Annotated in this window: 19 protein-coding genes; 11 read left to right on the forward strand and 8 right to left on the reverse strand. The window is 70.7% G+C overall.

All coding sequences use genetic code 11. From position 1 onward, the window contains the following. The 8 genes from ABT367_RS31085 to ABT367_RS31120 all read left to right on the forward strand — a co-directional run. A partial coding sequence (locus ABT367_RS31085; protein WP_352256603.1) for an FtsK/SpoIIIE domain-containing protein occupies positions 1–1,162 on the forward strand: 1,162 nt, incomplete at its 5' end. 239 nt (positions 1,163–1,401) lie between these two features. Further along, positions 1,402–2,760 (forward strand): ABC transporter substrate-binding protein, encoded by a 1,359-nt coding sequence (locus ABT367_RS31090; protein ID WP_352256604.1) that lies wholly within the window; start codon positions 1,402–1,404, stop codon positions 2,758–2,760. Positions 2,761–2,769: 9 nt separating this feature from the next. Continuing rightward, positions 2,770–4,128 carry a carbohydrate ABC transporter permease gene (locus ABT367_RS31095; RefSeq protein WP_352256605.1) on the forward strand — a complete coding sequence of 453 codons (1,359 nt, stop codon included), beginning with the start codon at positions 2,770–2,772 and terminating at the stop codon, positions 4,126–4,128. 89 nt (positions 4,129–4,217) lie between these two features. Further along, positions 4,218–5,111 carry a carbohydrate ABC transporter permease gene (locus ABT367_RS31100; RefSeq protein ID WP_352256621.1) on the forward strand — a complete coding sequence of 298 codons (894 nt, stop codon included), beginning with the start codon at positions 4,218–4,220 and terminating at the stop codon, positions 5,109–5,111. Positions 5,112–5,287: 176 nt separating this feature from the next. Then, entirely contained in the window at positions 5,288–7,546 is a 2,259-nt protein-coding gene (locus ABT367_RS31105) for a bifunctional glycosyltransferase/CDP-glycerol:glycerophosphate glycerophosphotransferase (RefSeq protein ID WP_352256606.1), read from the forward strand. Positions 7,547–7,563: 17 nt separating this feature from the next. Next, the gene (locus tag ABT367_RS31110; RefSeq protein WP_352256607.1) at positions 7,564–8,400 is read left to right on the forward strand and encodes a class I SAM-dependent methyltransferase; all 837 of its coding nucleotides are present in this window, start codon (positions 7,564–7,566) and stop codon (positions 8,398–8,400) included. Beyond that, the gene (locus ABT367_RS31115; RefSeq protein ID WP_352256608.1) at positions 8,400–9,203 is read left to right on the forward strand and encodes a class I SAM-dependent methyltransferase; all 804 of its coding nucleotides are present in this window, start codon (positions 8,400–8,402) and stop codon (positions 9,201–9,203) included. The genes ABT367_RS31110 and ABT367_RS31115 overlap by 1 nt, the downstream gene beginning before the upstream one ends. A 141-nt stretch (positions 9,204–9,344) precedes the next feature. Further along, positions 9,345–10,280, forward strand: a complete 936-nt coding sequence (locus tag ABT367_RS31120; RefSeq protein WP_352256609.1) for a L,D-transpeptidase family protein — start codon at positions 9,345–9,347, stop codon at positions 10,278–10,280. Positions 10,281–10,365: 85 nt separating this feature from the next. Here ABT367_RS31120 and ABT367_RS31125 read toward each other — a convergent pair whose 3' ends face one another. Continuing rightward, positions 10,366–10,659: a hypothetical protein gene (locus ABT367_RS31125; protein WP_352256610.1), complete on the reverse strand. Its 294-nt coding sequence runs from the start codon at positions 10,657–10,659 to the stop codon at positions 10,366–10,368. Between the two features lie 463 nt (positions 10,660–11,122). Between ABT367_RS31125 and ABT367_RS31130 the strand changes: the two genes are divergently transcribed. After that, a complete protein-coding gene (locus ABT367_RS31130) occupies positions 11,123–11,260 on the forward strand; it encodes an excisionase family DNA-binding protein (protein WP_352256611.1) in 138 nt (45 codons plus the stop codon). A gap of 48 nt (positions 11,261–11,308) precedes the next feature. On the opposite strand, the gene ABT367_RS31135 is transcribed toward ABT367_RS31130, so the two are convergent. The 5 genes from ABT367_RS31135 to ABT367_RS31155 form a co-directional block, all read right to left on the reverse strand. Then, positions 11,309–12,451: a glycosyltransferase gene (locus ABT367_RS31135; protein WP_352256612.1), complete on the reverse strand. Its 1,143-nt coding sequence runs from the start codon at positions 12,449–12,451 to the stop codon at positions 11,309–11,311. Then, the gene (locus ABT367_RS31140) at positions 12,448–15,174 is read right to left on the reverse strand and encodes a CDP-glycerol glycerophosphotransferase family protein (RefSeq protein WP_352256613.1); all 2,727 of its coding nucleotides are present in this window, start codon (positions 15,172–15,174) and stop codon (positions 12,448–12,450) included. Before ABT367_RS31140 ends, ABT367_RS31135 begins: the two co-directional genes overlap by 4 nt. Beyond that, the gene (locus ABT367_RS31145; protein ID WP_352256614.1) at positions 15,171–18,656 is read right to left on the reverse strand and encodes a CDP-glycerol glycerophosphotransferase family protein; all 3,486 of its coding nucleotides are present in this window, start codon (positions 18,654–18,656) and stop codon (positions 15,171–15,173) included. The genes ABT367_RS31140 and ABT367_RS31145 overlap by 4 nt, the downstream gene beginning before the upstream one ends. 178 nt (positions 18,657–18,834) lie before the next feature. Beyond that, positions 18,835–19,650, reverse strand: coding sequence for a TylF/MycF/NovP-related O-methyltransferase (locus tag ABT367_RS31150; protein ID WP_352256615.1), 816 nt, complete (start codon positions 19,648–19,650; stop codon positions 18,835–18,837). Between the two features lie 92 nt (positions 19,651–19,742). Further along, positions 19,743–20,447 (reverse strand): methyltransferase domain-containing protein, encoded by a 705-nt coding sequence (locus ABT367_RS31155; protein WP_352256616.1) that lies wholly within the window; start codon positions 20,445–20,447, stop codon positions 19,743–19,745. A gap of 227 nt (positions 20,448–20,674) precedes the next feature. On the opposite strand from ABT367_RS31155, the gene ABT367_RS31160 reads away from it, so the two are divergent. After that, the gene (locus tag ABT367_RS31160) at positions 20,675–22,366 is read left to right on the forward strand and encodes a hypothetical protein (RefSeq protein WP_352256617.1); all 1,692 of its coding nucleotides are present in this window, start codon (positions 20,675–20,677) and stop codon (positions 22,364–22,366) included. Here ABT367_RS31160 and ABT367_RS31165 read toward each other — a convergent pair. After that, complete coding sequence (locus ABT367_RS31165) at positions 22,317–23,891, reverse strand: glycosyltransferase family 2 protein (RefSeq protein WP_352256618.1); 1,575 nt, start codon at positions 23,889–23,891, stop codon at positions 22,317–22,319. The genes ABT367_RS31160 and ABT367_RS31165 overlap by 50 nt on opposite strands. 76 nt (positions 23,892–23,967) lie before the next feature. Further along, the gene (locus tag ABT367_RS31170) at positions 23,968–25,257 is read right to left on the reverse strand and encodes a nucleotide sugar dehydrogenase (protein ID WP_352256619.1); all 1,290 of its coding nucleotides are present in this window, start codon (positions 25,255–25,257) and stop codon (positions 23,968–23,970) included. 163 nt (positions 25,258–25,420) lie between these two features. Here ABT367_RS31170 and ABT367_RS31175 point away from each other — a divergent pair. Continuing rightward, positions 25,421–26,649 (forward strand): glycosyltransferase (locus ABT367_RS31175; protein ID WP_352256620.1); only part of this gene is annotated, 1,229 nt, incomplete at its 3' end.

The raw sequence follows: 26,649 nt of genomic DNA on the forward strand, positions 1-26,649 counted from the left end.
GGAGAACGGGCCGCAGGCCGCCCGTCTCGCCTCCCCGCTGCCCCAGGCGGCCCGTCTCCTGGACGAGTTGGGGCTCGCGCGGGCCACCCCGGCCTCGCTGCTCGCCCGCTGGGCGGCGGCCGCGGACGACCACGATTCGCCGGGCGGACGCGCCTGGGCGGTGCTCGGGGCCGGACCGCGCGGTCCGGTCTGCGCGGACCTGGTCGCCCAGGGGCCGCATGTCATCGTCGAGGGTCCTCCGGGCAGCGGACGGACCGAGCTGCTTCGCGCGGTCGCCGCCTCGCTCGCCTCGGCCGAACGGCCGGACCGGCTCGGCCTCGTCCTCGTGGACGGCGCGGGCGCGGAGCGGGGTGACGGGCTGCGGCCCGCCACGGAGCTGCCCCATGTGACCACGCACCTAGCGGCCAACGACCCGGTACGGATGCGGGAGTTCGCCCAATCGCTGACCGCCGAGCTGAAGCGGCGCAGCGAGCTGCTCGGCCGCAGCGATTTCGCCGAGTGGCATACGGGACGGGCGGTCGCCGGACGGATGGTCACGCAGCGCTCGGGGTCCGGGGACGGTTCGGCGGACTTGGACGCTCCCCCGAGCTCGACCCTCAAGTTGCGTGCGGGCGGGCGGAGTTCCGAAGCGGGGATCACGCAGGAGACGGCACTTGCGCGTCTTGTCGTCGTGGTCGACGACCTCGACGCCCTGATCGCCCCCGCGCTCGGCGCACCCGGGCGGCCCTCGGCCGGCTCGGTGGTCCGGGCCCTGGAAGCCGTCGTACGCGAAGGTGAGCGGCTCGGCGTCCATCTGGTCGCGGCGACGGGGCGGCCCGAACGGACGGTGGATTCGCTGCCGGCCCGGGGCGCCGCCGTACGGATCGTCCTCGCCGCGCCCTCCGCCGCGCCGGAGGATCCGGCGCCCGGGCGGGGGCGGCTGCTGCTCGCCGACGGCCGGGTGGTGCCGTTCCAGACGGGGCGGGTCACGGGGCGCATCCCGCGTACGGCGACACTGCGGCCGACCGCGATGGTCCTGGAGTGGGAGCGCATGGGCGATCCGCCGGACCGCCGCCCCGTACGCGAACTCGGCAACGGGCCCACGGACTTGGCCCTCCTCGCCAGCGCCCTGGAGCGGGCGGCGCGGTCGGTGGCGGCGCGCGAGGTTCCTTCGCTGTTGTGAGGGTGCGGCTTGGTCGGGTGGGGCGCCGTCGGGGCCGAGTCGGGCTGAGCAGTTTGTCCTGACATCCCGTCACGACCCCATCACGATCACGTACTTGACACCGCAGGCGCTATTGCGGCGCCCCACCCCCGGGCGTAGACCAGACCGCACGGGACAGCGCGGGCGCTGTCGCCGGACTCGCCCCGTCGCGCGGCAGAGGGGAGTCCGGCGACGGTGCCCAAGGGAGAGACGGGGCAGTGATGCGCACAACTCTTCGGACACGCAGGGCCGCGATCGCGCTCGCCGCCGTGGGCGCCTTGGCGCTCAGCGGCTGCGGTGACGACGGCGGCTCTGAGGACAAGCCCGGTGACGGCAAGGACACAGGAGCGGCCCAGACGGTCGAGCTGCCCAAGCTCGACGGCCAGACACTGGAGGTCTCGGGCGTGTGGTCCGGGCCCGAGGAGAAGAACTTCAGGAAGGTCCTCGAAGAGTTCGAGAAGCGCACGGGCGCCAAGGTCAACTACCTGTCCACCGGCGACAACACCGCCACCGTGCTCGGCACGAGGATCGAGGGCGGCAAGCCGCCGAACGTCTCCTTCCTGCCGCAGGTGGGCGTGTTGCACCAGTTCGCCGAGCGCGGCTGGGTCAAGCCGCTCGGCAAGGAGGCGCAGGCTCAGCTCGACAAGAACTTCAGCAAGGGCTGGAAGGACCTCGGCGCGTACGAGGGCAAGCAGTACGGCGTCTACGCGAAGGCCGCGAACAAGTCCCTGATCTGGTACAACACCGAGGGCTTCGAGACCGCCGGCATCACCGAGCCGCCCGCGGACTGGAAGAGCTTCGTGGAGACGGCGCAGACGCTGTCCGACGCGGGCTGGCCCGCGGTGTCCATCGGCGGCCAGGACGGCTGGACCCTCACGGACTGGTTCGAGAACATCTATCTCTCGCAGGCCGGGCCCGAGAAGTACGACCAGCTGGCCAAGCACGAGATCAAGTGGACCGACCCCAGCGTGAAGGAAGCCCTCACCACGCTCGCCGAGCTGTGGGGCAAGGACGACCTGATCCAGGGCGGAGCGGACGGGGCGCTGCGCACCGAGTTCCCGAAGTCCGTGACGAACACCTTCAGCGGTGACTCCCCGGCCGCGATGGTCTTCGAGGGCGACTTCGTCGCGGCGAACATCAACGCCGACACGGACGCGAAGCTCGGCGAGGACGCCGATGTCTTCAAGTTCCCGGCGGTCGGCGACGAATCGCCGGTCGTCAGCGCCGGCGACGTGGCCACGGTCCTGAAGGACGGCGAGGCGTCCCAGGCGATGATCACCTGGCTGGCCTCGAAGGACGCGGCCGAGATCTGGGTGAACCAGGGCGGCATCCTGTCCCCCAACAAGTCGGTGGACATGGCCAAGTACAAGGACAAGATCACCCGCGAGATCGCCCAGGCGCTGCTCGACGCCGGTGACGACTTCCGCTTCGACATGTCCGACCAGGCTCCGGCCGCGTTCGGCGGTACGAAGGGTCAGGGCATGTGGAAGGGGCTGCAGGACTTCCTGAAGAACCCCGGTGACGTGGAAGGGCTGCAGCAGCAGCTGGAGAGCGCCGCGGCCAAGGCGTACAAGGGCTGACGGCCTCCGATGTCGACCCCTGCAGTGAGCGCGGGGGCCGCCGGTCCTGCCGGTGTGCCCCCCGCGAAACCGCGTAAGAGCGTGCTCGGCACCAGGCCCTGGGTGGTGGTGCTGTTCCTGCTGCCCGCCCTGATCATGCTGGGCGCGCTCGTGGTCTACCCCATCGGGTACTCGGTCTGGCGCAGCCTGTACGACGAGACCGGCGACGGCTTCGTCGGGCTCGGCAACTACGGCGATGTGTTCAGCGACGACGCCACGTTCACGGCCCTGAAGAACACCGCGATCTGGGTCGCGATCGCGCCCGCCCTGGTCACCGGGCTCGGCCTGATCTTCGCCGTGCTGACCGAACGGGTGCGCTGGCAGACCGCGTTCAAGCTGATCATTTTCATGCCGATGGCCATCTCGATGCTGGCCGCGGGCATCATCTTCCGTCTGGTGTACGAGGCCGACCCGGACCAGGGCGTCGCGAACGCCGTGGTCGTGGGCGTGCACGACACCTTCGTGGAATCGACCGCGTATCCCAAGGCGAGCGCGCCGAACTGGTCGGGCATGGAAGGGCCGCGCGCCAAGGGCCCGTACACCACCAAGTCCACCGTGTCGGCGGGCGAACCGGCGCTGCTCCCGCTGGTCGGGATCCCGCCGGACAAGGTGCCCGGCAACCCTGGCCCGGCGAAAACGGCCGAGGCCGCGGGCGACGAGATCACCGGCACCGTATGGCTGGACTTCCAAAAGGGCGGCGGCGGCGAGAAGGGCGTCGTCGACGGCAAGGAGAGCGCGCTGCCCGGCGTGAAGGTCGAGGCGGTCAAGGACGGCGACGTGGTCGCGTCCGCGACGACCGGCGACGACGGTACGTTCTCGCTGCCCAAGGAGGCGGACGGGGCTCAACTGCGGTTGCCCGCATCGAACTTCGGGGCGGCCTACAACGGGCTGGACTGGCTCGGCCCAAGCCTTGTCACACCCGCCGTGATCGGTGCGTACGCCTGGATGTGGGCCGGCTTCGCGATGGTGCTCATCGCGGCCGGGCTCGCCGGAGTGGACCGCAATCTCCTGGAGGCGGCCCGCGTGGACGGGGCCAACGAGTGGCAGGTGTTCCGCAGGGTCACGGTGCCGCTGCTCGCACCAGTCCTCGTGGTCGTGTTCGTCACCCTGATGATCAACGTGATGAAGATCTTCGACCTGGTCTACATCATCGCGCCCGAACCCGTGCAGGACGACGCCAACGTCCTTGCGCTCCAGCTGTATCTGGTGGCCTTCGGGCCGCGGGCCGACTACGGGCTCGGCAGCGCCATCGCCATCGTCCTGTTCATCCTGGTCCTGCCGGTGATGATCATCAACATCCGGCGTCTGCGGAAGGAGGGCCGACGGTGAGCGAGTCATCGGCAGCATCCGAGTTCTCCGGTCCCACCGACCCGAAGGCCCCCAGCGGGCAGAAAGCCCCCGCAGAACCGAAGGCCGCGGTGGCGACGGCGCCCTCCGCGGACGGCCCAGGGGGCCCGCCCCGCCCGTCCCTCGCCGCACGGATAGCGAGCCGTTCGGGCGGCGGGGTCCTGCGCGTCTTCCTGATCCTGATGGCGCTGCTCTGGCTGACACCGACGCTCGGCCTGCTCGCCTCGTCGTTCCGCGACCCCGGCGAGATGACCGAGTCGGGCTGGTGGACGATATTCACCGAGCCCTCCCAGTTCACCTCCGAGCTGTACTCGACCCTGCTCGGCAACGACACGATCACCGACGCGCTGCTCAACACCATCTGGATCACGGTGCCTTCGACGCTGCTCGTGGTCGTCTTCGGCGCGATGGCCGGTTACGCCTTCGCGTGGATGGACTTCAAGGGGCGCGACTGGTGGTTCGTGGCCGTGGTGGGGCTGCTCGTGGTCCCGATCCAGATCGCGCTGATCCCCCTTGCCCGCCTGTTCGGCGACATCGGGGTGTTCGGTTCGATCGTCGGCCCGATCCTGTTCCATGTGGGCTTCGGTCTGCCGTTCGCGGTGTTCCTGCTGCGGAACTTCTTCGCGGAGATCCCCCGTGAACTCCTCGAGGCGGCACGGCTCGACGGGGCCGGCGAGGTACGGCTGTTCTTCACGGTGGTGATGCCGCTCGCGGGGCCCGCCCTCGCCTCGCTCGCCATCTTCCAGTTCCTGTGGGTGTGGAACGACCTCCTGGTGGCGCTGATCTTCACGGACACCTCGTCGCAGCCGCTGACGGTCGCGCTGACCCGCGAGACCCGGGCGTTCAGCCAGAACATCGAGACGCTCGCCCCCGGCGCGTTCCTCTCGCTGGTGATTCCGCTGGCCGTGTTCTTCGCGTTCCAGCGGCAGTTCGTGTCCGGCGTGATGGCGGGAGCGGTCAAGTAGGCGAGAGGGAAGAAACCGTCAAGTAAACGATGAGCAAACGATGTTGGAAGGCGCCCTGACCTGCAGGGCGCCTTCCGTCGTACCGGAGAGTTCCCCCGTATGCCACGTCTGGCGTAACTGCTCTACGCCCAGGGCCGTTTCACGGCAGTATGCCCGTGCCGACCCATGGATGTGCCTTGCCCCGGTTCAGTGTCATCGTCCCCGTGTACAAGGTGCAGGCATACCTGCACGAATGCCTCTTCTCGGTCCTCGAACAGTCCTGTACGGACTTCGAGTTGATCGTCGTCGACGACTGCTCACCCGATGGATCGCCCGCGATCATCGATGAGTTCGCGGCCGCGGACCCCCGGGTCAGAGCCGTCCACCTCACGGAGAACGTCGGTCTCGGACGGGCCCGTAACGCCGGTATGGCGCAGGCGCGCGGTGAGTACCTGATCTTCCTGGACAGCGACGACACCCTCACCCCGGACTCCCTGCGTGCGATCTCCGAGCGCCTCAAGGAGACCGACAGCCCGGACATCCTGCTCTACGACTATGCGCGCACCTACTGGACCGGCGAGGTCCGGCGCAACGAGTTCGCGCACCTGCTCGGCGAGGGAGGCCCGGCGAGCTTCCAACTGGCCGACCGGCCCGGCCTGTTGAAGGTCATCATGGTCGCCTGGAACAAGGCGTACCGCCGCGAGTTCATCGAGGAGCAGCAGCTGGCCTTCCCGCCCGGCTACTACGAGGACACGCCCTGGACGTATCCGGCGCTCCTCGCGGCCGAGTCGCTCGCGGTCCTCGACCGGGTCTGCGTGCACTACCGCCAGCGCCGGCGAGGCTCGATCCTCGGCACGACAAGCCGTAAGCACTTCGACATCTTCGACCAGTACGAGCGCGTCTTCGCCTTCCTCGACTCCCGTCCGGAGCTGGCCCGTTGGCGCCCGGTGATGTTCCGCCGGATGATCGACCACTACTCGACGATCTTCACCAAGCGCGGCCGCCTGCCGCGCGGCACCCGTGCCGAGTTCCTGCGCCGGGCCCGCGCCCACTACGGCCGCTACCGCACCAAGGGCCACCCCGTGCCGCTGCGCACCCGGTTGCGGCACGCGCTGGTCAAGCTGGGCACCCACCGCACGTACCGGACGCTGATGCTCACCCGGGGCGTGAAGTCCCGGCTCGCCTCGTACGCGAAGAGCCTCAAACGCCTCGCCCGCGGCGCCCTGCTCCAGGTGCACTACCGCGTCCAGCTGAAGCTGCCGGTGAAGACGGACTACGCGGTGTTCTCGGCCTATTGGGGCCGTGGCCACTCCTGCAACCCCGGCGCGATCGAGGCGAAGGTCCGCGAGCTGGCGCCCGGCATCCGTACCGCGTGGATCTCGGAGCCCGCGCACCGCCACCACGTACCGACGGGGACGCGGCGCCTCACCCCGGGTACGGCGGCGTACTGGACGGCGCTCGCGCGCGCCAAGTACCTGGTGAACAACGTCAACTTCGACCGCAGGCTGGTCAAGCGCCCCGGACAGATCCTGATCCAGACCCAGCACGGCACCCCGCTCAAGCACATGGGCCTCGACCTCCAGGACCGCCCGGCCGCGGCCCGTGACACGGACTTCGGGCAGCTGATGGCCAGCGCGGACAAGTGGGACTACGTGCTGTCCGCCAACCGCCACTCGACGCTGACCTGGGAGCGGGTCTTCCCCGCCACGTACGAGATCCTCGAGTACGGCTATCCGCGCAACGACCGCTTCCTGCACGCCACTTCGCACGAGGTGGCCCGGCTGCGCGAGACGCTCGGCATCCCCGAGGGCTCCACGGCGATTCTGTACGCGCCGACGTACCGCGACTACCGGAGCACCCAGCGCACCTCGGTCGACCTGGAGCGGATGCTGCGCGAGCTGGGTCCGCGCTATACGGTGCTGACCCGCGCGCACCACAGCTACGAGGCCCCGCTCGCCACCGCCGACTCCGCCCGTCTGATCGACGTCTCGTCCCACCCGAGCGTGGAGACGCTGTGCCTGGCGAGCGACGCGCTGGTCACGGACTACTCGTCGCTGATGTTCGACTACGCCAACCTCGACCGCCCGATCGTCATCTACGCGGACGACTGGGAGGCCTACGAGGCCGCCCGTGGCACCTACTTCGATCTGCGCGCGTTCCCGCCGGGCACGGTCGCCCGCAGCGAGGACGAGCTGATCGACATCTTCGCCACCGGCCACTGGCGCGGCTCGCGCTCGGCGCAGCTGCGGGCCGCGTTCCGAGAGCGCTTCTGCGCGTACGACGACGGGCGGGCCGCCGAACGCGTCGTACGCCATCTGTTCCTCGGCCAGACACCTGGCCTTCCCCCGGTGGTTCCCCTGGCGGACAGGCGCCCCGTGCCGGCTGCCGCCGCGCGTATCGGCGTACCGCAACCGGCCGAGCCGACGCTCGTTGCCCCTGTGCCCGAACGGCCGTGACACTCCCGGGAGTTCCGATGCAGCACGCCCCGTGCGACCCCGCCACCCTGCCCCGTCCCACCAGCCTGTCCGAGGTCAAGGGCTGGTTCCACAGCCCGGATCAGGTGCTCTTCGACTGGTTCCTGACCCGCCAGGGCGAACAGGGCCAGACGGGTGACCTTCTCGAGATCGGCGCCTATCTCGGCAAGAGTGCCATCTTCATGGGCCGTTACCTGCGCCCCGGTGAACTCTTCACGGTCTGCGACCTCTTCGACTCCCCGGCCGAGGACGATGCGAACAGCCGCGAGATGAACCGCTCGTACGCGACCCTCACGCGCCGCGCCTTCGAGGCCAACTACCTGTCGTTCCACGACGAGCTTCCGGCCGTCGTCCAGGGCCCGTCCTCGGTGATCACCGACCATGTCGAGCCGGGCACCTGCCGGTTCATCCACGTGGACGCCTCGCATCTGTACGAGCACGTGCACGGCGACATCGCCGCCGCCCGCGACCTGATCGGCGAGGACGGCATCCTCGTGCTCGACGACTTCCGCGCCGAACACTGCCCGGGCGTCGCCGCCGCCACCTGGGGCGCGGTCGCCACGACGGGGCTGCGTCCGCTGTGCATCACGGCCACGAAGTTCTACGGGACCTGGGGCGCGTACGACGCGGTGCACGCCGATCTCGCGGCGATGCTCGCGGGCCGTGACGACATGTGGCACGGCGCCGAGCAGGTGGCGGGCGACCCGATGATCCGCATCAGCGGCCGCAAGGCGCGGCTGCCCCGGCAGCCGGTGTCCCGGCATCGCGAGGCGGGGGCTCCCGAGCACCGCCCCCTGCCGAAAAACCGCCTGCGGACGCTCCTGGGGCGGCGCTGATGAACCCCACCACGACCGCACGAAGGCCGCGCGCCCTGGACGAAGTGCCCGGCTGGTTCCAGCCGGTCGACCAGGACCTGTTCGGCGTACTGATCGAGGCGACCGGTCCCGATCCGGGCGATCTGGCCGAGATGGGGTGCTATCTCGGCAAGAGCGCGATCCTCATGGGACGCCACCTGGGGCCCGGGGACGTGCTGACGGTCTGCGATCTGTTCGGCGACGAGACCCACGGCAGCTACAGCCGCCGCGGCACGCTCGCGTACTACCGCAAGCGCCTCACCAGGGACGCCTTCGAGGCGAACTACCTCGCCTTCCACGAGGAGTTGCCCCGCATCGTCCACGGCCGCACCGTGGAACTCGCCGAGGAGCTCGCCGAGAAGAGCTGCCGCTTCGTGCATATCGACGCCTCGCATCAGTACGAGGACGTCAGCGGCGATATCGACATCGCCCGGCGCGCCCTGCGCCCGCACGGCATCGTCGCGCTCGACGACTACCGCACCGAGCATGTGCCGGGTGTCGCCGCGGCAGTGTGGGAGGCGGTCTTCACCAAGGGGCTGCGTCCCGTGTGCGTCTCACCCGCCAAGCTGTACGCGACCTGGGGCGATCCCGGGCCGTTCCAGCGGGTGCTGCGCAGCTGGGCGGCGGAGCGCACGGACCGGACCGTGGGCGAGGACACCATCGACGGCGGCACGGTGCTGCGCATCGCCCCGTCGAAGCTGCCGCCGCCGCGCGGGGCCCGCCGCGTGGTCCAGGAGCTGCTGCCTCCCGTCGTCCTGCGTGCCGTGGGCAAGGCGCTGCCGTAAGGCTCCGAGGCTGCCGCCACCCGGGGGAGAGTGACGCGCCGCTCCCCCGGCGGCGGCTGCTTCGGCGTTTCCCTTTTGCCCATGATCCGCAAGAGAACCTTTCCCCGAGCTCTCAACTTCGTTCGAGCACGGGAGACCCCTATGGGCCTGGCCCTGCTCCTCGCCGTGGCTGCGTCGCTCCCGGCACACCCGGCGGCTGCCGACCCCGCACCGCCCGCGCCCCAGCCGTCGGCAACGGCCGTCCCCCAGTTCATGCCGCCTCCGGCCGATCACTCCGGGGTGCTCGCCCCCGATATGACGCAGGCCTGGCCCCTGTCCGGCGCACAGCGCCTCGTACCGGGCATCCGGCAGATGCCCCCGCAGCCCGACACCCCCGACCAGGCGCTCGCCCCCGAGGTCTACCGGCCCAGCGCGGCCGAGGACGCCCTGGAACCGGTGGCTCCCCCGCCCTCCTCGTACGCCCCGGTCGAGTACGTACCGCCGGCGGACGCGGCGCGCGCCCCCGCCTGTACGGCGAGCACCGGCCCGTATCAGAAGCAGGTCGAGCGCTGGCTGAAGCTGAAGGCGGACGGGCGGCAGTCGGCGGCCGACTGCCGGGCCATCAAGGCCTTCCAGCAGAAGCAGGGCATCCGGCCCGCGATCGGCTTCGCCGGACCGGTGACCTATGCGCGGGTGCGGCAGCTGCAGGCCCTCAAGGATCCCGAGAGCCTCTGCCCGAAGCGGCCGGGGCGGGTGGCGTGCGTCGATCTGAAGCGTCAGCTGATGTGGGTCACCAAGGCCGGCAAGCGCGTCTTCGGCCCGGTGCCGGTGCGCTCGGGCCGGGCCGGATACGGCACCCGCACCGGCTGGCACAAGATCTACTGGCGGCACAAGAACCACTACTCGACGCTGTACGAAGCGCCCATGCCCTACAGCCAGTTCTTCAACGGCGGCCAGGCCTTCCACGGCATCTACGGAAGCGTCCACCGGCCGCCGGGCTCGCACGGCTGCGTGAACATGACGTTCGGGGACGCCAAGAAGCTGTGGGCCGTCCTCAGGTCGGGAGACCAGGTGTACGTGTGGGGGCGCAAGCCTTAGCGCACGCCCCCGGCATGCACATTGCGGCTGACGGTCGGGCCGAGGATGCCGCGGCCCGCACCGTACGGCGTTCGTCCCTATCCCTTCAGCGCCCGGACGTTCCCTTCAGCGCCCGGACGCCCGGCAGCGCTACCGTCTTCTTGCCCTTGCCCTTGCCCTCGCACCAGCGAGCACCCTGGTCTCCCTGAGGCTCCACGATGAGGTAACCGAGCCGCGTCGAAGGCTCGTCGAGGCCTTGGACGAACTGCACCGAACCCGCGGCCAGTGCGACCAGTACGCCTGCGACCCCTACCCGCACCTGCCACCGCTCACTGGGGGACCATTTCGCCGGGGCCGGTGCTTCCCCGCTGCTCCGCGGAGTCCCGCTCTGCTCTTTCACGAGCCGCTTCCTCTCTCATTCGAAGCTGCTGGCACTTCGATTGACTTCGGCGCGCCATCATGCGTGAACAGGCATGGTCGCCACTGAACAATCAAGGGGGACCCGTGGGGCTCAGGGGGAAGTTGCAGAAACCGGATATCCGTCGCCCCGAACTCGCTGAACTGAATTCATTCCTGCATCAGATGCATCTTTACGCGGCCTGCCCGAGCTGCGACTGGATGGCCGCGAAGATCGAGGCGAACTTCCACCGGAAATCCCGCGGACATGACGGAATATCGTTCGAGGATATTCGCTGCTCGAAAGGAACCATATACAACGCGTTTTGTGGAATGTCGCTCCCGCGATGGGAGGTAGTCAATGAACTGGCGCGACCCCCGGAGACGTTCACGAGCATCTGGTGACGGGCAGGCCCGCGGAATACCTCTCGGAAGGCTCCAAGTTGGGCTCCCTCACTTTGCTCACGGTGAAAGAGGTCGCGGGTCTGCTGAACTGCTCGGAGTCACATGTCAGGCGGCTGATCGCTTCCGGGCAGCTGTCCGCGAGGAAGATCGGGCGGAGCTACCGGATCGACTGGGACGCGGTACGCACCCCACCCCCGTGAGGGCCGCACAGGTCGAGCGAGCGCAGGGGTCCAGCAGACCGCGACGGCTCACCGCTCCAGCAGCTCGAACAGCTCCTCCCACTGGTCGAGCACCTGCTCCTGCGAGAAGCGCTGGACGTTCACCCGGGCCCGGTCCCCCATGTCGTCCCGCAGGCGGGGATTGCCGGTCAGGCGGAGCAGCCGGTCGGCGAGCGCGTCGATGTCGCCCGCGGGAGCGAGCAGCCCGTCCTCGCCGTCGCGCACGATCTCCCGTACGCCGGGGGCGCAGTCAAAGGCCGCGCAGGGCACCGCGCTCGCCATCGCCTCCATCAGCGCGAGCGGGAAGCCCTCGCCCCGGGAGGACTGCACGAACACCGAGGACTCGGCGAGCACGCCGGGCACGTCGGAGGTGCGGCCCATCCAGCGCACCGATCCGTCGAGCCCCAATTCCGTGCATTGCACCCGGAGTTGGGGCTCGTCCGCGCCGGCGCCGTGGATCCTGAGCTCCCAGTCGGGCCGGAACGGCGCGACCCTGGCCCAGGTGTCGAGCAGCATGTCGACCCCCTTCTGGTCCGCGAGCCGTCCGATGCTGGCGACGACCTTCTCCTTGCGCGGCGAGGGAACGGCCGGCAGATGGGCGAGGGCGTTGGGCATATGGCCGACGTTCTGCAGGCCCTCGTGGATCCAGATGTCGGCGTCCTCCTGGGTGAGGGCGAGCCAGCGGTCCACGTGCGGGTAGTGCCGCTTGATCCAGTGGTAGCGGTGACAGGCACGGGAGTACGCGAAGGACTCATGGCTCATGCCGACGATCCGCAGGTGCGAGGTGTCGACCTCGCGCAGCCACTCCATGGGCCAGACCTGGGTGGCGATCACGACGGAGCCGCGGCGCGCGCCTTCGAGCAGGCCGCCGAGCTTGGCGACCGCCCGCTTCTTGTCGGCGACGCGGGCCGCCTCCTGCCGCCGGGCGGCGAGGTTGAGGCGCTGAACTCCGCTGAGCCTGCGCGCTGTTCGGGGGTGGCTGGGATAGAGGGGGGTCACCGGGTAGCCCGGGTTGTCGGGCAGCGGCATCTTGAGCTCGGCCTCGTGCACTCCGATGACATGGACGCTGTGCCCCCGGCCGGTGAAGAGTCGGGCCATCTGATGGGTCCAGCCGGCGACCCCGCCGAGCTCGTCGACGGTGTTGCCGAGCAGGAACAGTTGACGCTGCTTCATCGCGTACGGTCCTTCCGGCCAATGCGGTCACTGAAGAGCTGCTCGACGACGGTCCGCGCGGAGTGCCCGTCGTCATAGGCACCGAACTTCGCCGCGAACTCCCGCCGCACCTGCTGCCACTCGCCGTCGGACTTCTTGAGGCCGGCGAGCGTCTGCAGCAGCTCCTCCTGGGTCTCGACGACCGGGCCGCCGGAACAGGACCGCAGATCGAAGTAGCTGCCGCGTTCGGCGGCGTAGGTGTCGAGGTCGGGCGCGAAGTGGATGATCGGCCGGTCCAGGAGCGCGAAGTCGAACATGATCGACGAGTAGTCGGTGATCAGGACGTCGGCGAGGCACTGGATCTCGCTGACGTCGTGGTGCGCCGAGACATCGATCACCGTGCCGGGCGCGGTCGCGGGCAGGGTGGCCGTCTCCATGTAGTGCGCGCGTACGAGCAGCACGTGGGTGTCGCCGAACCGCTCGGCGAACTCGCGGACGTCCAGGGCGAGTCGGGCCTGCTTGTTGCGCGGGGTGCCCCGGAAGGTCGGTGCGTACAGGACGACCGTCTTGTGGTCGGGGATGCCGAGCTCCGCGGCGAGGGCGGGGCGCGGGAAGCGTCCCTCACGCTCGTCGCGCAGCCGGGCCTCGACCAGGCGGTCGTTGCGCGGGTAGCCGGCTCTCAGGAGCCGCTCCTCGGGGATCCGGTAGGCGTGCGCGAGGGTCCGCACATCGTGTTCGGAGCGCACGAGGAAGTGGTCGAACCGGTCGATGGCGCGGGCGAGTTGTGTCCGCTGGGGCGCGTTCTGCATCTTGTGCCGGATCTCGTCGTACCCCATGCGCTTGTACGCGGATCCGTGCCAGGTCTGCAGATAGGTGGTGTGTCCCGGCTTGTTCAGGGTGTGCGGGAACCCTTGGTTGTCCACCCACCACTCGGCCCGCGCGAGCGCCCACAGGTAGGGCCAGGACCAGCGCCGCACCAGCTTCGCGTCGGCGGGGAACCCCTCGGGCGAGGAGGCGTAGGACCACGTGGCCCGCAAGCGGGCGCGGCGGGTGCGCAGTTCCTCGTACAGGGCGCGCGGGCTGTCTCCGTAGCACTTGCCCATGTGGCTCTCGAAGACGATGCCGCCGCGCCGGACCGGAAGACGCGACAGCAGCCCCCGGTAGACGCGCAGTTTGAAGCGCTGGGAGTGCAGGACGTCACGCCGCTTGCGCAGCTTCTTCGCCATGCCCTTGAGCACGCGGGCCGGCCGGAAGCCGGTGAGGTAGTGCGCGGCCGCGTTCGCCTTGCGGGCCGCCTTCCTGCGCGGCAGCAGCGTGACGGCGAGGTGGTGCTTGGCGGTGACGTAGGGCTGCCAGGTGTCGGCGGTGAGCCGCGTCAGCCGAGGCCTGCCGCGCAGGGCCGCGGACTGGCCCGGCACCGTCTCCTTGTCCGCGAACAGATCGCAGGACGGGGCCGGTTCACCGTCGACGACCAGGCACAGCCTGGGGTCCCAGACCCGGTCGCCGATTCCGCGGGGGCGCAGGCCGTCGGTGAGCGGGAGGCGCGCCTTCCAGACGAGGGCGTGCCGTTCGACCCGTACGTCGTCCACCGGCAGGGTGACTGTGGTGTCCCCCGCGTCGCGCACCTTGAAGACGAGGGAGGCGGTGGTCCTCTCGTAGGCCGAGGCGTCGAACGGCAGGGCTGTCTCGCCCTCGACGACCAGCCGGCCCTGCTCCCGTCGGCAGCCGGTGACCCGGCCGAGCAACCGGTGTTCGGCCGGGGTGCGGTACTGGTGGCCGAGTTCGGTGAGGTCGTACACCGCGGTGGTGTGGTCAGGGCCCCAGTACACCCGGCCCTCACGGTGCACGAGCGGGCTGACCACGGTGCCGGGGTGGGCCAGCGCGTATGCGGCCCGCCGCGCCCCTTCCGCGTCGCCGTCCGCAAGCAGGCGGAACGCCACCCGCTCCAGCGGCGGGAGTCCGGCGAGATCGGCGTCGTCGACGAGCCCCTCCACCGTGCGGGCGAGCTCGGCGACGGCTGCGGCGCAGGCTTCGCGCCCGAGGCCGGGCAGTGCGTGCACGGCGGGCAGGACGTGGTCGGCGAGGAAGGCCCCACGCGCCGCGCGCCGCATGGCCGAGTCGTCCAGGAGCGCGGCCGCCCGGCGCTGCGCGGCGGCCGCGGCCGGCAGGTCCCGCAGTGCGTCGGGGGCGGCTCTGCGGGTCGTGATCAGGTTCGGTACGAGGGCGATCTTCTCGGCGCCGAGGGCGAGTTCGAGCCCGTCGGCGGTGAAGTCCAGCTTCGAGCGCCGTACGCAGAAGCCCGCGCCGAGGGTGTCGCGGGTGACGAGCTCGGGGGCCTGACCCACATCGGTGAGCACGCGCGAGCGGGCGAACAGGTCCGCCTGCCAGGCGGGCACGGCCTCCTTGCGGCCCTTGCCCGTCAGCCTGCTCCACCGGCCCGCGACCAGATCGGCGTCCGTGCGCACGGCGGCGGCGTGGAGGTTGCGCGCGGCGTTGCGGTCCAGGAGTTCACCGGGGGCCAGCGGGATCACATAGGTGCCGCGCGGTGGACCGATCCGTACCCGGTGCGGATGTTCGGCGGCCAGTGCGGCCGCCGCCTCGGACGGCTCGCCCAGAAGCGCGGCCTCGGTGCCGGCGAGCGTCTGGGCGAGCACCGAGCGCACCGAGGCTCCGACGGCTTCGGCCGAGGTCTTCGCGTCGCAGGTGAGGGCGACGCTGACGAAGAACAGATCCGCCGTGCTCATCGTCCGTCCACCCCGCCCCGCAGCATCGCGTCGACCACCTGGGCGGCCGCGGTCCCGTCGTCCAGATCGCAGAAGGTGTCACGGAAGCGGTCGTACGCGCCTTGGTACGCGGCGGCCGATTCGGGCAGTCCCCGCAAGGCGGCGATGACCTCCTCGCCGGTCCGCAGGAGCGGGCCGGGGGCCTGCGCGGGGAAGTCGAAGTAGAAGCCGCGCAGACCGTCCCGGTAGTGCTCCAGGTCGTACGTGTGGAAGATCATCGGACGGCCGGTCTGCGCGAAGTCGAACATCATCGACGAGTAGTCGGTGACGAGCACATCGGCGATCAACAGGAGCTCGGCGGCGTCCGGATGGCGGGAGACGTCCCGTACGAAAGCGGTCTGCGGCACCGAACCGCCGACCAGGTAGTGCCGGCGCACCAGCAGCACATGGTCCTCGCCGAGCGCCGCCTCGGCGGCGGCCGGATCGAGCTGGAGGTCGAGACCGTACCGGCCGGCTTTGCGCGGCTGGTCCTCCCGCCAGGTGGGCGCGTAGAGGATGACGCGCTTGCCGTCGGGGATGCCGAGCTTTTCGCGTACGGACGCGGCGACCTTGGCCCGGTCGGGGGCGTGCAGGATGTCGTTGCGCGGATAGCCGCTGGCCAGCACGTCGCCGGTGTAGCCGAGCGCTCCGGACAGCACCGGGGTGGAGAAGCTGTTCGGGGAGACGAACAGCGACCACTGGGCGGCCAGGCGCGGCAGGCTGTCGATGTAGCGCGCGTCCGCCGACAGGGTGCCGGCCACATCGCGGCCGATCCGCTTCAGCGGAGTGCCGTGCCAGGTCTGGACGACGAACTGGTCCGGGGCGCGTTCGAACCAGTCCGGCAGCTGGCTGTTGGTGACGATGTACCGGCTGCGGGCGAGCGCCTCGTACCACTCGGCGCTCCACAGCGGGACGGCGCGAGTACCGGAGGGCAGCTCGACCTGCTGGTCGCGCACCACCCACAGATGCTCCAACTCGCTGCCGCGCCTGCGGAGTTCCTGGTGGATGGCGCGCGGCGAGTCGGAGTACTGGCGGCCTCCGAAGCCTGCGTACAGGACGGCGTCGCGCAGGGGCTCCGCCCGCAGCTGTGCGTAGCGTTCCTTCAGGCGGTCCTGTGCGGCGCGTCCGCGGTCCTCCGTGGGCAGTTCGGAGCCGGAGGTGATGAGCAGCTGGTCGTGGTGGCGGCGCTGCAGCGTGAAATCCCTGCCGTGCAGCTCGCGTACGACGGGCAGTTCGCCGTGCAGTGCCGTGGTGACCAGGAGCGGCACACGGCGCTCGGGATCGCGGTCGCCGCGGGCGCGCAGGAACGGGTACCAGTCGCCCTCGGCGAGCGGCAGCACTCCGGCCGGTCCCGCGACGGCCTGGGGGCGAAGGGCCGCGCTGAACCTGCCGTCGGTGACGGTCAGTTCGCCCAGCGCCTCCTCCTGGTGGCCGCTGTGCACGAGAACCAGCTCGCGCGGGACGTCGCCGGCGCAGGGGAAGCTGCCTTCGAGTTCGAGGCGGCCGCCCTGGTCCGTCCAGCGCAGGGCGTCCACCACCGGGCGTACGTCCTGTGCGCGCAGTTCGGTGTTGCCGGAGGGGTTGGCCAGGACCATGAGTTCGCGGCCGCCGCCGAGACCGTAGCGGCCCGGTGCGATGTCGGGCAGTACCGCGAGCGATGCCCAGCCGCCGCCCTTGCGCACCACGCCCACGCCCCAGGGGTCGGCGGGTCCCTCACCGGCCTCGAGGAGGTCGAGCGGCACCTCGGCGGTGAAGGTGCGGCCCTCGACGCGGACCGGCAGGTCGCGGCTCTCGCGGGTGCGCCAGTTCTCGACGCGGACCGCTACCAGGGAGGTGTTCGCGCCCGGCGCCAACTCGCCGGTGATCCGGAGCTGTTCGCCCACCTCACGGTGCTCGACCAGGCGCTGCTCGACGCGGTCCACCCGCAGCCGGAAGCGGCCGCCGCTCAGGGTGGGCACGATCCGCAGGAAGTCCTCCAGGTAGCGCACGGGCACGGCGCAGGGGCCGCTCATGCGCAGCGGCCCGGTGCGCGGCCGCAGTCTGCCCGCGACGGCCGCCATCTCCAGGTTCCACGTGGTGCTCGCCCGGCCGCTGACCAGCTTCCGTACGTCGACGACCGTCTCGAAGCCGGTGCGGTCGTAGTTGTGCAGCCCCTGCCGGGAGGCGAGGGTCGCCTCCCGCGAGGCGACCGTGCGCAGCTTCAACGGGATCGCCCGGCGCCCCGCGCGCAGCCAGACGGCCCGGGCCCGGGCCGCGATCCGGCCGGGCGGAAGGTTGCGTACATAGGCGTGGCCCGAAAGGCGCAGCCGGCCGTCTTCGTCCCAGGAGGCCTGGGTGATCCTCGCCTCCAGGGGCATGTCGCCGCGGCCCACGGCCATGGTGCGCGCGGGCAGCGGCGCGGTGATCACGGGGAAGTCCGCGCGGCGTCCACGCCAGGTGCGGCGGACACGGAAGGCCTTCGGGTGGACCTTCTCGAAAGCCATGAACGCGAGCAGTTCGTCGATCCGGCGCTCCCGGATGAGCCGCCAGCGCACGCGCAGACCGAGCGGCAGCTCGTCGAGGAGCGCCGGATCGACGCGGTCCACGAAGGAGTTGGCCTCGTCGAGGAAGGCCTGGTGATAGTCGCTGCCGCCGTCGGGCAGGGCCTCCATGAACATCCACAGGTCGCCGGCGATCACGCTGGCGTCGTAGCGCCGCTTGGCCTCGGCCCGCAGCGCGTCTCCGGGCGCCTTCGCGGCGCGTTCGCCGAGATAGCGGCTGGCCGAAGCAACCGAGGCCGTACGGTCCTTGATGGCCCGCGGCACCGCGCGCCGGTTCGAGATCGAGCCGTCCCGGTCGCGCCACAGGTACACGGTGTCGCTCAGGACGTCCACGCTGCGGGCCTCGAAGTGCGCGGGCAGGACCACCGGGATGTCCTCGAAGAGCACGCCCTCAGGGAACGCGAAGGCGTGCCGGTTCCAGAAGTCCCGGCGGAAGACCTTGTTGCAGGCGATGCGATCGCCGAGCAGATCCCAGTCGCGTGTGACATGGGTGGCGCTGCGGGTGGTGGCCATGACCTTGCGGAACATCGGCGACTGCTGCTGGGTGCCGTCCGCACGCAGCCGGTGGACGTTGCCCGTCACGAAGTCGGATCCGGTCTCGTCGAGCATGCCCAGCATCCGCTCGTACGCCTCGGCCGGGATCATGTCGTCGCTGTCGACGAAGGCGAGATGGACGCCGCCCGCCTCGCGCGCCCCCGCGTTGCGGGCGGCACCGAGCCCGGCATTGGCCTGGTCGACGAGCCGGAAGCGGCGGTCGCCGTCGGCGTAGCGGCGGGCGATCTCCCGACTGCCGTCCGTGGAACCGTCGTTGACCATGACGACCTCGAGGTCCGGCATGGTCTGCCCGGCCAGCGACTCGAGGCAGGCACCGAGGTAATCCTCGACGTTGTAGATGGGGACGACGACGCTGAGTCGGGCTGTCATGCGCTGCGCACATTCCTTCCGGAGAACGGCGATGGGCCTTCCCGTGAACAACCGGTGTCCGGGCGCCGGGTCACCTTGCATGGGCCATACGGGTGATCACGCGGAGAGGCCCCCGTGCCGCACGGCCGGGGCCGGGGCACGGGGACCGGAGGTCAACCGATCGCCGTCGAGCGGACGTTCACGGCTTCACGGCGATGCGTCCCTCGTCCATGCGCAGCAGCAGCAGCCGCTCGCCGGTCTCCTCGAGGAACTCGTCCACGGCCTGGCGCGAGCCCTGCCAGTAGCCGTAGTCGTCGATCAGCAGGACGCCGCCGGGGACCAACCGCTCGTAGAGATGGTCGAGTTCATGCTTGGTGGACGCGTACCAGTCGGTGTCCAGGCGCAGGATCGCGATCTGCTCCGGCGCCTGGCCGGGCACGGTGTCCTCGACCTTGCCCTGTACGTAGTGAACGCGCTCGGCGGGGTAAGGCACGTTCTCGAAACCGGACTTGACGTCGTCGAGCGTGGCGACGGCCCAGATCGGCCTGTCCTTGCCCTGCACGGCGAGCAGGTCCGCCGCGGACTTGCCGTCGCGCCGCAGATCCTCCTCGGTGGGCTCGGTCATGCCCTCGTACGTGTCGAAGAGGTACAGGTCGCGGTCGGTGACACCGCAGTGGAGCAGGGTCTTGGCGCAGGCCTGCATCGAACCGCCGCGCCACACACCGCACTCGACGATGTCGCCGGGGATGTCGTGCTTGACGACATGCCGGGTGGCGAGGATGAAGGCGTTCAGCCGCTCCGGCGAGGTCATGGTCCACGGCTTGACCGCGCGGATCGTGCTCTTGGCCTCGTCGTCGTAGTCGACGGGGAGGTTGAGGCCCTTGGGCTTGGGCTTGGCCGGCGCGGCCGTGGGTGCGGGAGCGGTCTTGGCCCGCGGCTCGGGCACCGCGGGCCGCGTCAGTTGATAGCCGGTGAGGGTGCGCAGGGTGCCGTTGACGGCGTTCTTCCATGCCATACGCGCGGACCCTACGCGGAATTCCCCTCGCCGTCACTTTGCGTCAACTCGCGGTTACACCACGTGCATTGGCGGGAAGATACCGCCTCGACTCAGCCGACCTGCTGGGGAACCGCCCCACCAGGCACGCAGCTCGCACGCGCGGCGAGCTGCGGCGGTACGGGGACGTTGTCGACGCCACCGATCCGGTTGGCCCACCAGCAGGTGACCCCGCGTACGAGGCGCATGCGCAGGGCCGGGTAGGAGGCCGGCCGCTCGAAGACGCCGACCGAGTCGCCCCAGTACGCGTTCTTCGCGTCGATGCCGGGATAGTCGTGCCGGATCCCGCGCAGCGGCGGGAAGTCGGTGTGCACCTCGCTCAGGGTGAGCCCCGACCAGGCGGCGAGCGCCCGGAATCCGTCCGGGTAGTACCGCCAGCAGTCCTGGGCGTCGTGCACATGGCCGCGCGAGGGCGCGGTGATGAAGGCCCGCCCGCCCGGCTTGAGCACCCGCGCGATCTCCAGCATCGTCCCCCAGAAGAACGGAATGTGCTCGAACGCCTGCCCCGACAGCACGAAGTCCGCGGTGCGCGACTTCACGGGAATGCGGTACGGCTCGGTCATCACACGGTCGACATTGCGGCCGTCGAGCACGTCCACACCGATGTAGTCGATGTCCCGCCCTTCGAGCAGCGACCTGTGGGTGCGCACCTGGCGGTCGGAGATCCGCGACCCCAAGTCGACGACACAGGAGCGTCCTTGGGCGGGCATGTACTGGTCGACGCAGAGCTTCATGTGGGCGTAGGCGGAGGGGTGCATCAGGGGCGGTCCTCTCGGAAGCGTGGTTTCCCTCCTCAACTGCCTTGGCAGGGATGGGGCTACGGTCTGCGTCAATTTGCGCCTTACGCGGCGTAACCCGAGGCACGGCCAGAGGTTAGACCCATATGTCAGTTCTTGAAGCGGCCAGGCGCCTGCCGTTCGTCCCGTCCCCCCAGCACACCTCCCGTGCCACGCCACGTGTCAGGCGTGGGTTCCCCTGGAGGACGGTGGCCGTCGGCCTCCCCACCCTCTGGATCCTGGTGGCGGGCTGGAACCACCGCTGGATCGGTGACGACGGGCTCATCTACACCCGCGTGGTCCGGCAGATCCTCGCGGGCAACGGCCCCGTCTACAACATCGGTGAGCGGGTCGAGACCTCGACCGGCACGCTGTGGCAGTGGCTGGTGGCGGCCGCGACCCTGCCGACCGGAATGGACCCGGCGACGGTCGCCGTCTGCCTGGGGCTCGGCCTGTGCACCGCCGGCTTCGCCCTCGCCCTGCTGGGCACCCTCGCGCTGTACGGACGCCCCGCCCGGGTCGTCCCGCTGGGTGTCCTCGTCCTGCTGCCGGTCCAGGCGATGTGGGACTACGCCACCTCCGGCCTGGAGACGGGGCTTGCCTTCTGCTGGCTGGGGGCGACGTGGTGGACGCTCGTCCACGTCGGCCGCACCGGGCGCCATCTGGCGTGGACCGCCGTCCTGTTGGGGCTCGGTCCGCTGGTCCGTCCCGACCTGGCGTTGGTGACCGGCCTGTACGCGGCGGTGCTCTTCGCGCTCGTACGGCCCGGGTGGCGCCGCGGCCTGAGCGCGCTCGCGGCGGGTCTGGCGCTGCCGGTCGGCTATGAGATCTTCCGGGCCGGGTACTACGGCATCCTCGTGCCGCTCCCCGCCATCACCAAGGAAGCGTCATGGACGCTGTGGGACCGCGGCCTGTACTACCTGGCCGACTTCGTCACCCCGTACCACCTGTGGCTTCCCCTGGTGCTGCTCGGGGCCCTGGCGGTCCCGGTCGCGGCCGCGCTCCGCGAGGCGCCCGACGGCCGCCGGGCGCTGATCATCGCCGCGACTCCGGTCGCCACGGGTCTGGCATCCGCCCTGTTCGTCACCAAGGTGGGCGGTGACTTCATGCACGGCCGGATGCTGCTGCCGGCGCTGTTCCTCGTGCTGCTGCCCGGCTTCCTCGTGCCCCTGACCCGTATCACGGCATCCGCGCTCACCGCCCTCGCCGTATGGGCCGGGGCCTGCCTGCTGATCTGGCGCCCTCCGTACAAGAACGACGGGGTCTCCTTCATTCTGGACGAGCACGCGGGATACGTGGGGGCCACCGGGCAGCAGCACCCCGTGACGCAGGCGGCGCACGCCGGGCGCGGCTTCCTCTTCGCCCGCGAGGTGCGGCGGCTGCGGGCCGAGGGTGAACCGGTCGTGCTGATCGAGATGAATTACGACCGCGAAGTGCGGGCCTTCCCGCTCTCGGCGCAACACCGCCCCGCCGCCCGCTTCGCGGGTATGGAGGCCCGCCTCGGCCACGCGGGCGTCGCGATCCCGTTGGACGAGATCGCGGTCGACTACCTGGGCCTCTCCAACCCGTTGGGCGCCCATACGCAGCCGACCGTCTTCAAGAAGGCCGGCCACGAGAAGCCGATCAAGCGGTCCTGGGTCATCGCCGACTACACAGACCCGGCGGCCACCGACTCACCCGCCGTGCGCGCCGCCCGGCACGCCCTGACCTGTGGCGCGATCGCCGAACTCCAGGACTCGGTGCGCGCACCGCTCACCCCCGGCCGGTTCTGGCAGAACCTCACCGGGGCCTGGGAGCGGACCCGGCTGCGGATTCCCGCGGACCCGGTGGCGGCCGAGAGGGAGTTCTGCGTCAAGCCCGCGCCCGCAGCAACTGCGGCAGAGGCAGCGGCCGTACGGTGACGCGCAGCTCGCCCGCATCCCCGCAGCCCGAGGCGTCGACCTCGTAGGCCCGCAGTCCGTGTCTGCGCGGCCGGGACGGTGCGGCCTGCGCGGGCACGGGCGCGAGCGGGACCGTGAGGCTCTCGCCGAGTGCGGCGGCGACGAGCCGTACGGTCCACCTCTCCCGCGGGGGCTGCTTCGGCGGGAAGAGCTCGTCCAGGGGCAGCTCCACACGCACCACGCTGCCCTCTCCGTCGGCGGCCACGGCCGCCTCGTACGACCGCGTTACGCGCTCCCCCGCCCGTTCCAGCACGGTCTCGGCGCGCACGGCGCCCGCCCCGAACGCGCTCAGGTCCGGCAGCGAACTGCGGGCCTCGAGCAGCAGGTGTCCGTCACGGATGCGCACGCCCGCCGGGCCGAACTCCTGCTCGACGAACCGCTTGCGGGTGTCCTTGGTGAGGTCGAACCAGGCGTCCGGCAACGCGAGCTCGGGGTCACGGAAACAGGGATAGTCCGCATAGGCCCGCCTGCCTTCCACCACCACCGCCGGACCGCCGGCCGCAGCGCACTCCAACACACCGACCAGTGCGCCGAGTTCCCCCTGCTCCGCAAGCCGCAGCAGCAGCCGCTGCTCCTGCGACAGCTTCCGCAGGGCGTACTCACTGGCGTACGCCGCGTGCAGGGCGCCCACCCCGTCGCAGACCGCCCGCTGCTGCTCGGGACCGAGTTTCAGGAACTCCGGGCTGATCAGCCGCGCCACCTCCCAGGTGAAGTGGCGCTGATGGATCCACTCCCGGCCGCGGCCCGGCTCCGACAGGCGCCGCGTGAGCTCGAAGAGCTGCCGGGTGCCGCGCAACCGGTCGAGAGCGCGGAAGGAGACGGTGGCGTTGGTCTCGTCGTCGCGGCGTACGGCGAAGTAGTAGTCGTAGTCGGCGAGTACGGTGATGCGCCCGGCCCTGAAGCAGGCCTCCAGGGTGAACGGCTGGTCGCTCAGGACCGGCAGGTCCTCGGGGAAGCGCAGCCCGTGCTCCTCGATCAACTCCCGCCGGAACAACTTGGTGTTGGACAGGGCCCAGGGCAGGGCCGAGTCGTACAGCGTCACCTCGTCCCGGCTCTCGCCGAACACGGCCTTCGACACCCAGCGCCCGTTCACGCCGACCATCCGCCCGAGCACGATGTCGGAGCCGAGCCGGTCCGCGGCGCTCACCATGCGCTCGAGCGCCTCGACGCCCAGATGGTCGTCGGCGCCGATGAAGAGGACGTACCGTCCGCGCGCCAGATCGAGGGCACGGTTGCTGGGCACGGCGGGGCCGCCGGAGTTCTCCTGGTGAACGACCCTGAAAACACCGGGGTGTTGTCCGGCGAACCGCTCGAGTTCCTTCTCGCTGCCGTCCGTCGAACCGTCGTCGACCGCGACGACCTCGATCCGGTCCGTCCCGATGGTCTGCGAGACCAGGGACGTCAGGCAGTGGGTCAGATACGGCATCGTGTTGTAGACGGCGACGATGACGCTGACATCCGGCGTAGCACCGGGCGTGTTCTGCATGCCCTGCAAACGACCGAGCGCGCCGCTCGTTGCTGGAGGCGTCAGCCGACCACATGCGTGACGGCCACCGCGCCGCCTACGAGGGCGCCCCGAGCACGATCCGCCGCACGCCCTCCCACCTGGCCGGATCGGTGACACGCCGGCCGTCCACCAGCACCCGTACGTGCGGGAAGTCCTCGGCCCCGAAGCCCGCGTACTCCGCGTGGTCGGCCTGCACCACGAGCGCGGTGACGTCCTGCTCCGCATGCGGGGTGAGCCCGAGCCCGGCCAACTCCTCGTCCGTGTACAGCGGATCGCTGACGTACGGCACGGCGCCCGCCGACCGCAGCGCGCCCACCACGCCGAACACCCCGGAGAACGCAGTCTCCTTGACCCCGCCCCGGTACGCCGCCCCGAGCACCAGGACCTCCGCACCCACCAGGTCCCCGTACGCCTCTGCGAGACGTGTCACCGCATAGCCGGGCATCGCCGCGTTCGCCTCGCGGGCGGCGGCCACCACGGTCGCCGACGGGTCGTTCCACAGGTACATCCGCGGATACACCGGGATGCAGTGCCCGCCCACCGCGATCCCCGGCTGGTGGATATGGCTGTACGGCTGCGAGTTGCACGCCTCGATCACGGCGCGTACGTCGATGCCCGACCGGTCCGCGAAGCGCGCGAACTGGTTGGCGAGAGCGATGTTCACATCCCGGTAGGTCGTCTCGGCCAGCTTGGCCAGCTCGGCGGCCTCGGCCGAGCCGAGGTCCCAGACACCGTTGGGGCGCGGCAGGTCGTCTCGTACGTCGAAGTCGAGGACCTCCTCGTAGAACTCCACGCCCGCCCGTGCCGAGGCCTCGTCCACACCGCCGACCAGCTTCGGATAGCGGCGCAGATCGGCGAAGACCCGTCCGGTCAGGACCCGTTCGGGGCTGAACACCAGCGAGAACTCGCGTCCGGCCCGCAGCCCGGAGCCCTCCTCGAGCATCGGCGCCCAGCGAGTGCGGGTCGTGCCCACCGGCAAGGTCGTCTCGTACGAGACGAGCGTGCCGGGACGCAGTCCGCGGGCCACGTCGCGGGTGGCCGCGTCCATCCAGCCGAAGTCGGGGGTGCCGTCGGCGGTCACGTACAGCGGGACGACGAGGACGACGGCATCCGAGCCCGCCACCGCGGCGGCCGTGTCCGTCGTCGCCCTCAACCTGCCGTCCGCGACCGCCTTCTTGAGCCGCACATCGAGTTCACGCTCCCCGGGGAACGGCTCGACCCCCTCGTTCACGAGGTCCACCACCCGCCCGTCGACGTCGGCGCCGACGACCTCGTGCCCCTTGGCCGCGAACTGGACCGCCAGGGGGAGACCGATCTTGCCGAGGGCCACTACGCAGACACGCATGGGCAGTTACCTCCGATGGGGGGTGCCGGGACCGAGCTTCAACGAGCACGGACGAGGCGCGGCAACGCCGTACAGAAGCAGATCACTCCGAGGCACCCCGTAAATGAGATGACCATGACGCAGCGCACTTGATCCATCACTCTGCGTGCTAGCGTGCGGCACCATGCCAGCACCACCGGACGGGCCGGGCCGTCGCCGTCATCTCCTCTATGTGGCCATCGGTTTTCCGCCCGCGGCCAAGAGCTCCACGTACCGTCTGCGCGAGACGGCCAACCAGATGTGCGCCGCGGGCTGGGACGTCACCGTCGTGACCATCGCCCGGGACTCCTGGGAGCTGGAGTCCGGCATCGACCTGAGCCTGCTCGACCGGGTCGACCCCCGGGTACGGGTGATCGAACTGCCGTTGCGCCGGACGGACTTGGAGACCGGGATCCGCCGCTTCCCCGAGGCGCGCGCCGCCGACCCCACGGGCTGGGTCAAGCAACTGCGGGAGCGGAACAAGGAGTCCTTCCCCGAGGCCGCCTTCGGCGGCTGGCGAGCCGCGCTCGAGCGCGCGGTCCTCGGTCTGCACCGCGCACGCCCGGTCGATCTGACGCTGGTGACCTGCACCCCGTACGTGACGCTCTGCGCGGCGCGCGCACTGTGGGAGAAGCACCGGGTCCCCTACGCCGTCGACTTCCGCGACGGCTGGTCCGTCGACGTCGTGGGCAGCAGGACCGCTTTCGGCCCGGACAGCCCCGAGGGGCGCTGGGAACGCAAGGCGCTCGACGAGGCGCTCTCCCTGTGGGTGGTCAACGACCCCATCGCCGGGCACTACCGCACGCGCTATCCGCATCTGGCCGACCGCGTGAAGGTGGTGCGCAACGGCTACGACGCCGACAGCGCACCCGACGCGAAGGGCCGCGAACCCTCCGGACTCCCCCTCACCTTCGGCTATCTCGGCCTCCTCAGCTCCCCCGTCGGGCAGCTGCGTGCGCTGCTCGACGCCTGGCGCCTGGCCCGTGCGAGCGAGCCGCTCCTCGCGAACGCACGCTTCGAGGTGCGGGGACACGGCGGGTTCGGCGCCGACCGGGGCGGCGGCCCCAAGATCGAGCTGCTGCGCCGGGCCGAGGACGTCGGCGTGCACTTCGGCGGGCCCGTGAACAAGGCGGACGTGGCCGGCGTGTACGCCGGGTGGGACGCACTGGTCCTGCTCGTGCTCGGCGGTCGGTACATGACCTCCGGGAAGGTGTACGAGTACATGGCGGCCGGGCTGCCCATCGTCTCGGCCCACGCCGGCGACCACGACGCCTCCACCGTCCTGCAAGGGCACCCGCTGTGGACCGGGGCCCGCGGCCTCGACCGGCGCAAGCTCGCGGACGGGTTCGCGCACGCGGCCCGCCTGGCCGTCGG

This window comes from Streptomyces mesophilus (genome assembly GCF_040300965.1).
Taxonomy (GTDB): Bacteria; Actinomycetota; Actinomycetes; order Streptomycetales; family Streptomycetaceae; genus Streptomyces; species Streptomyces mesophilus_A.

Coding starts and splice junctions, on each gene's coding strand:
- ABT367_RS31090 (WP_352256604.1), top strand. CDS start 1,402: ATGCGCACAACTCTTCGGACACGCAGGGCCGCGATCGCGCTCGCCGCC.
- ABT367_RS31095 (WP_352256605.1), top strand. CDS start 2,770: ATGTCGACCCCTGCAGTGAGCGCGGGGGCCGCCGGTCCTGCCGGTGTG.
- ABT367_RS31110 (WP_352256607.1), top strand. CDS start 7,564: ATGCAGCACGCCCCGTGCGACCCCGCCACCCTGCCCCGTCCCACCAGC.
- ABT367_RS31115 (WP_352256608.1), top strand. CDS start 8,400: ATGAACCCCACCACGACCGCACGAAGGCCGCGCGCCCTGGACGAAGTG.
- ABT367_RS31120 (WP_352256609.1), top strand. CDS start 9,345: ATGGGCCTGGCCCTGCTCCTCGCCGTGGCTGCGTCGCTCCCGGCACAC.
- ABT367_RS31135 (WP_352256612.1), bottom strand. CDS start 12,451: ATGAAGCAGCGTCAACTGTTCCTGCTCGGCAACACCGTCGACGAGCTC.
- ABT367_RS31140 (WP_352256613.1), bottom strand. CDS start 15,174: ATGAGCACGGCGGATCTGTTCTTCGTCAGCGTCGCCCTCACCTGCGAC.
- ABT367_RS31145 (WP_352256614.1), bottom strand. CDS start 18,656: ATGACAGCCCGACTCAGCGTCGTCGTCCCCATCTACAACGTCGAGGAT.
- ABT367_RS31150 (WP_352256615.1), bottom strand. CDS start 19,650: ATGGCATGGAAGAACGCCGTCAACGGCACCCTGCGCACCCTCACCGGC.
- ABT367_RS31155 (WP_352256616.1), bottom strand. CDS start 20,447: ATGCACCCCTCCGCCTACGCCCACATGAAGCTCTGCGTCGACCAGTAC.
- ABT367_RS31165 (WP_352256618.1), bottom strand. CDS start 23,891: ATGCAGAACACGCCCGGTGCTACGCCGGATGTCAGCGTCATCGTCGCC.
- ABT367_RS31170 (WP_352256619.1), bottom strand. CDS start 25,257: ATGCGTGTCTGCGTAGTGGCCCTCGGCAAGATCGGTCTCCCCCTGGCG.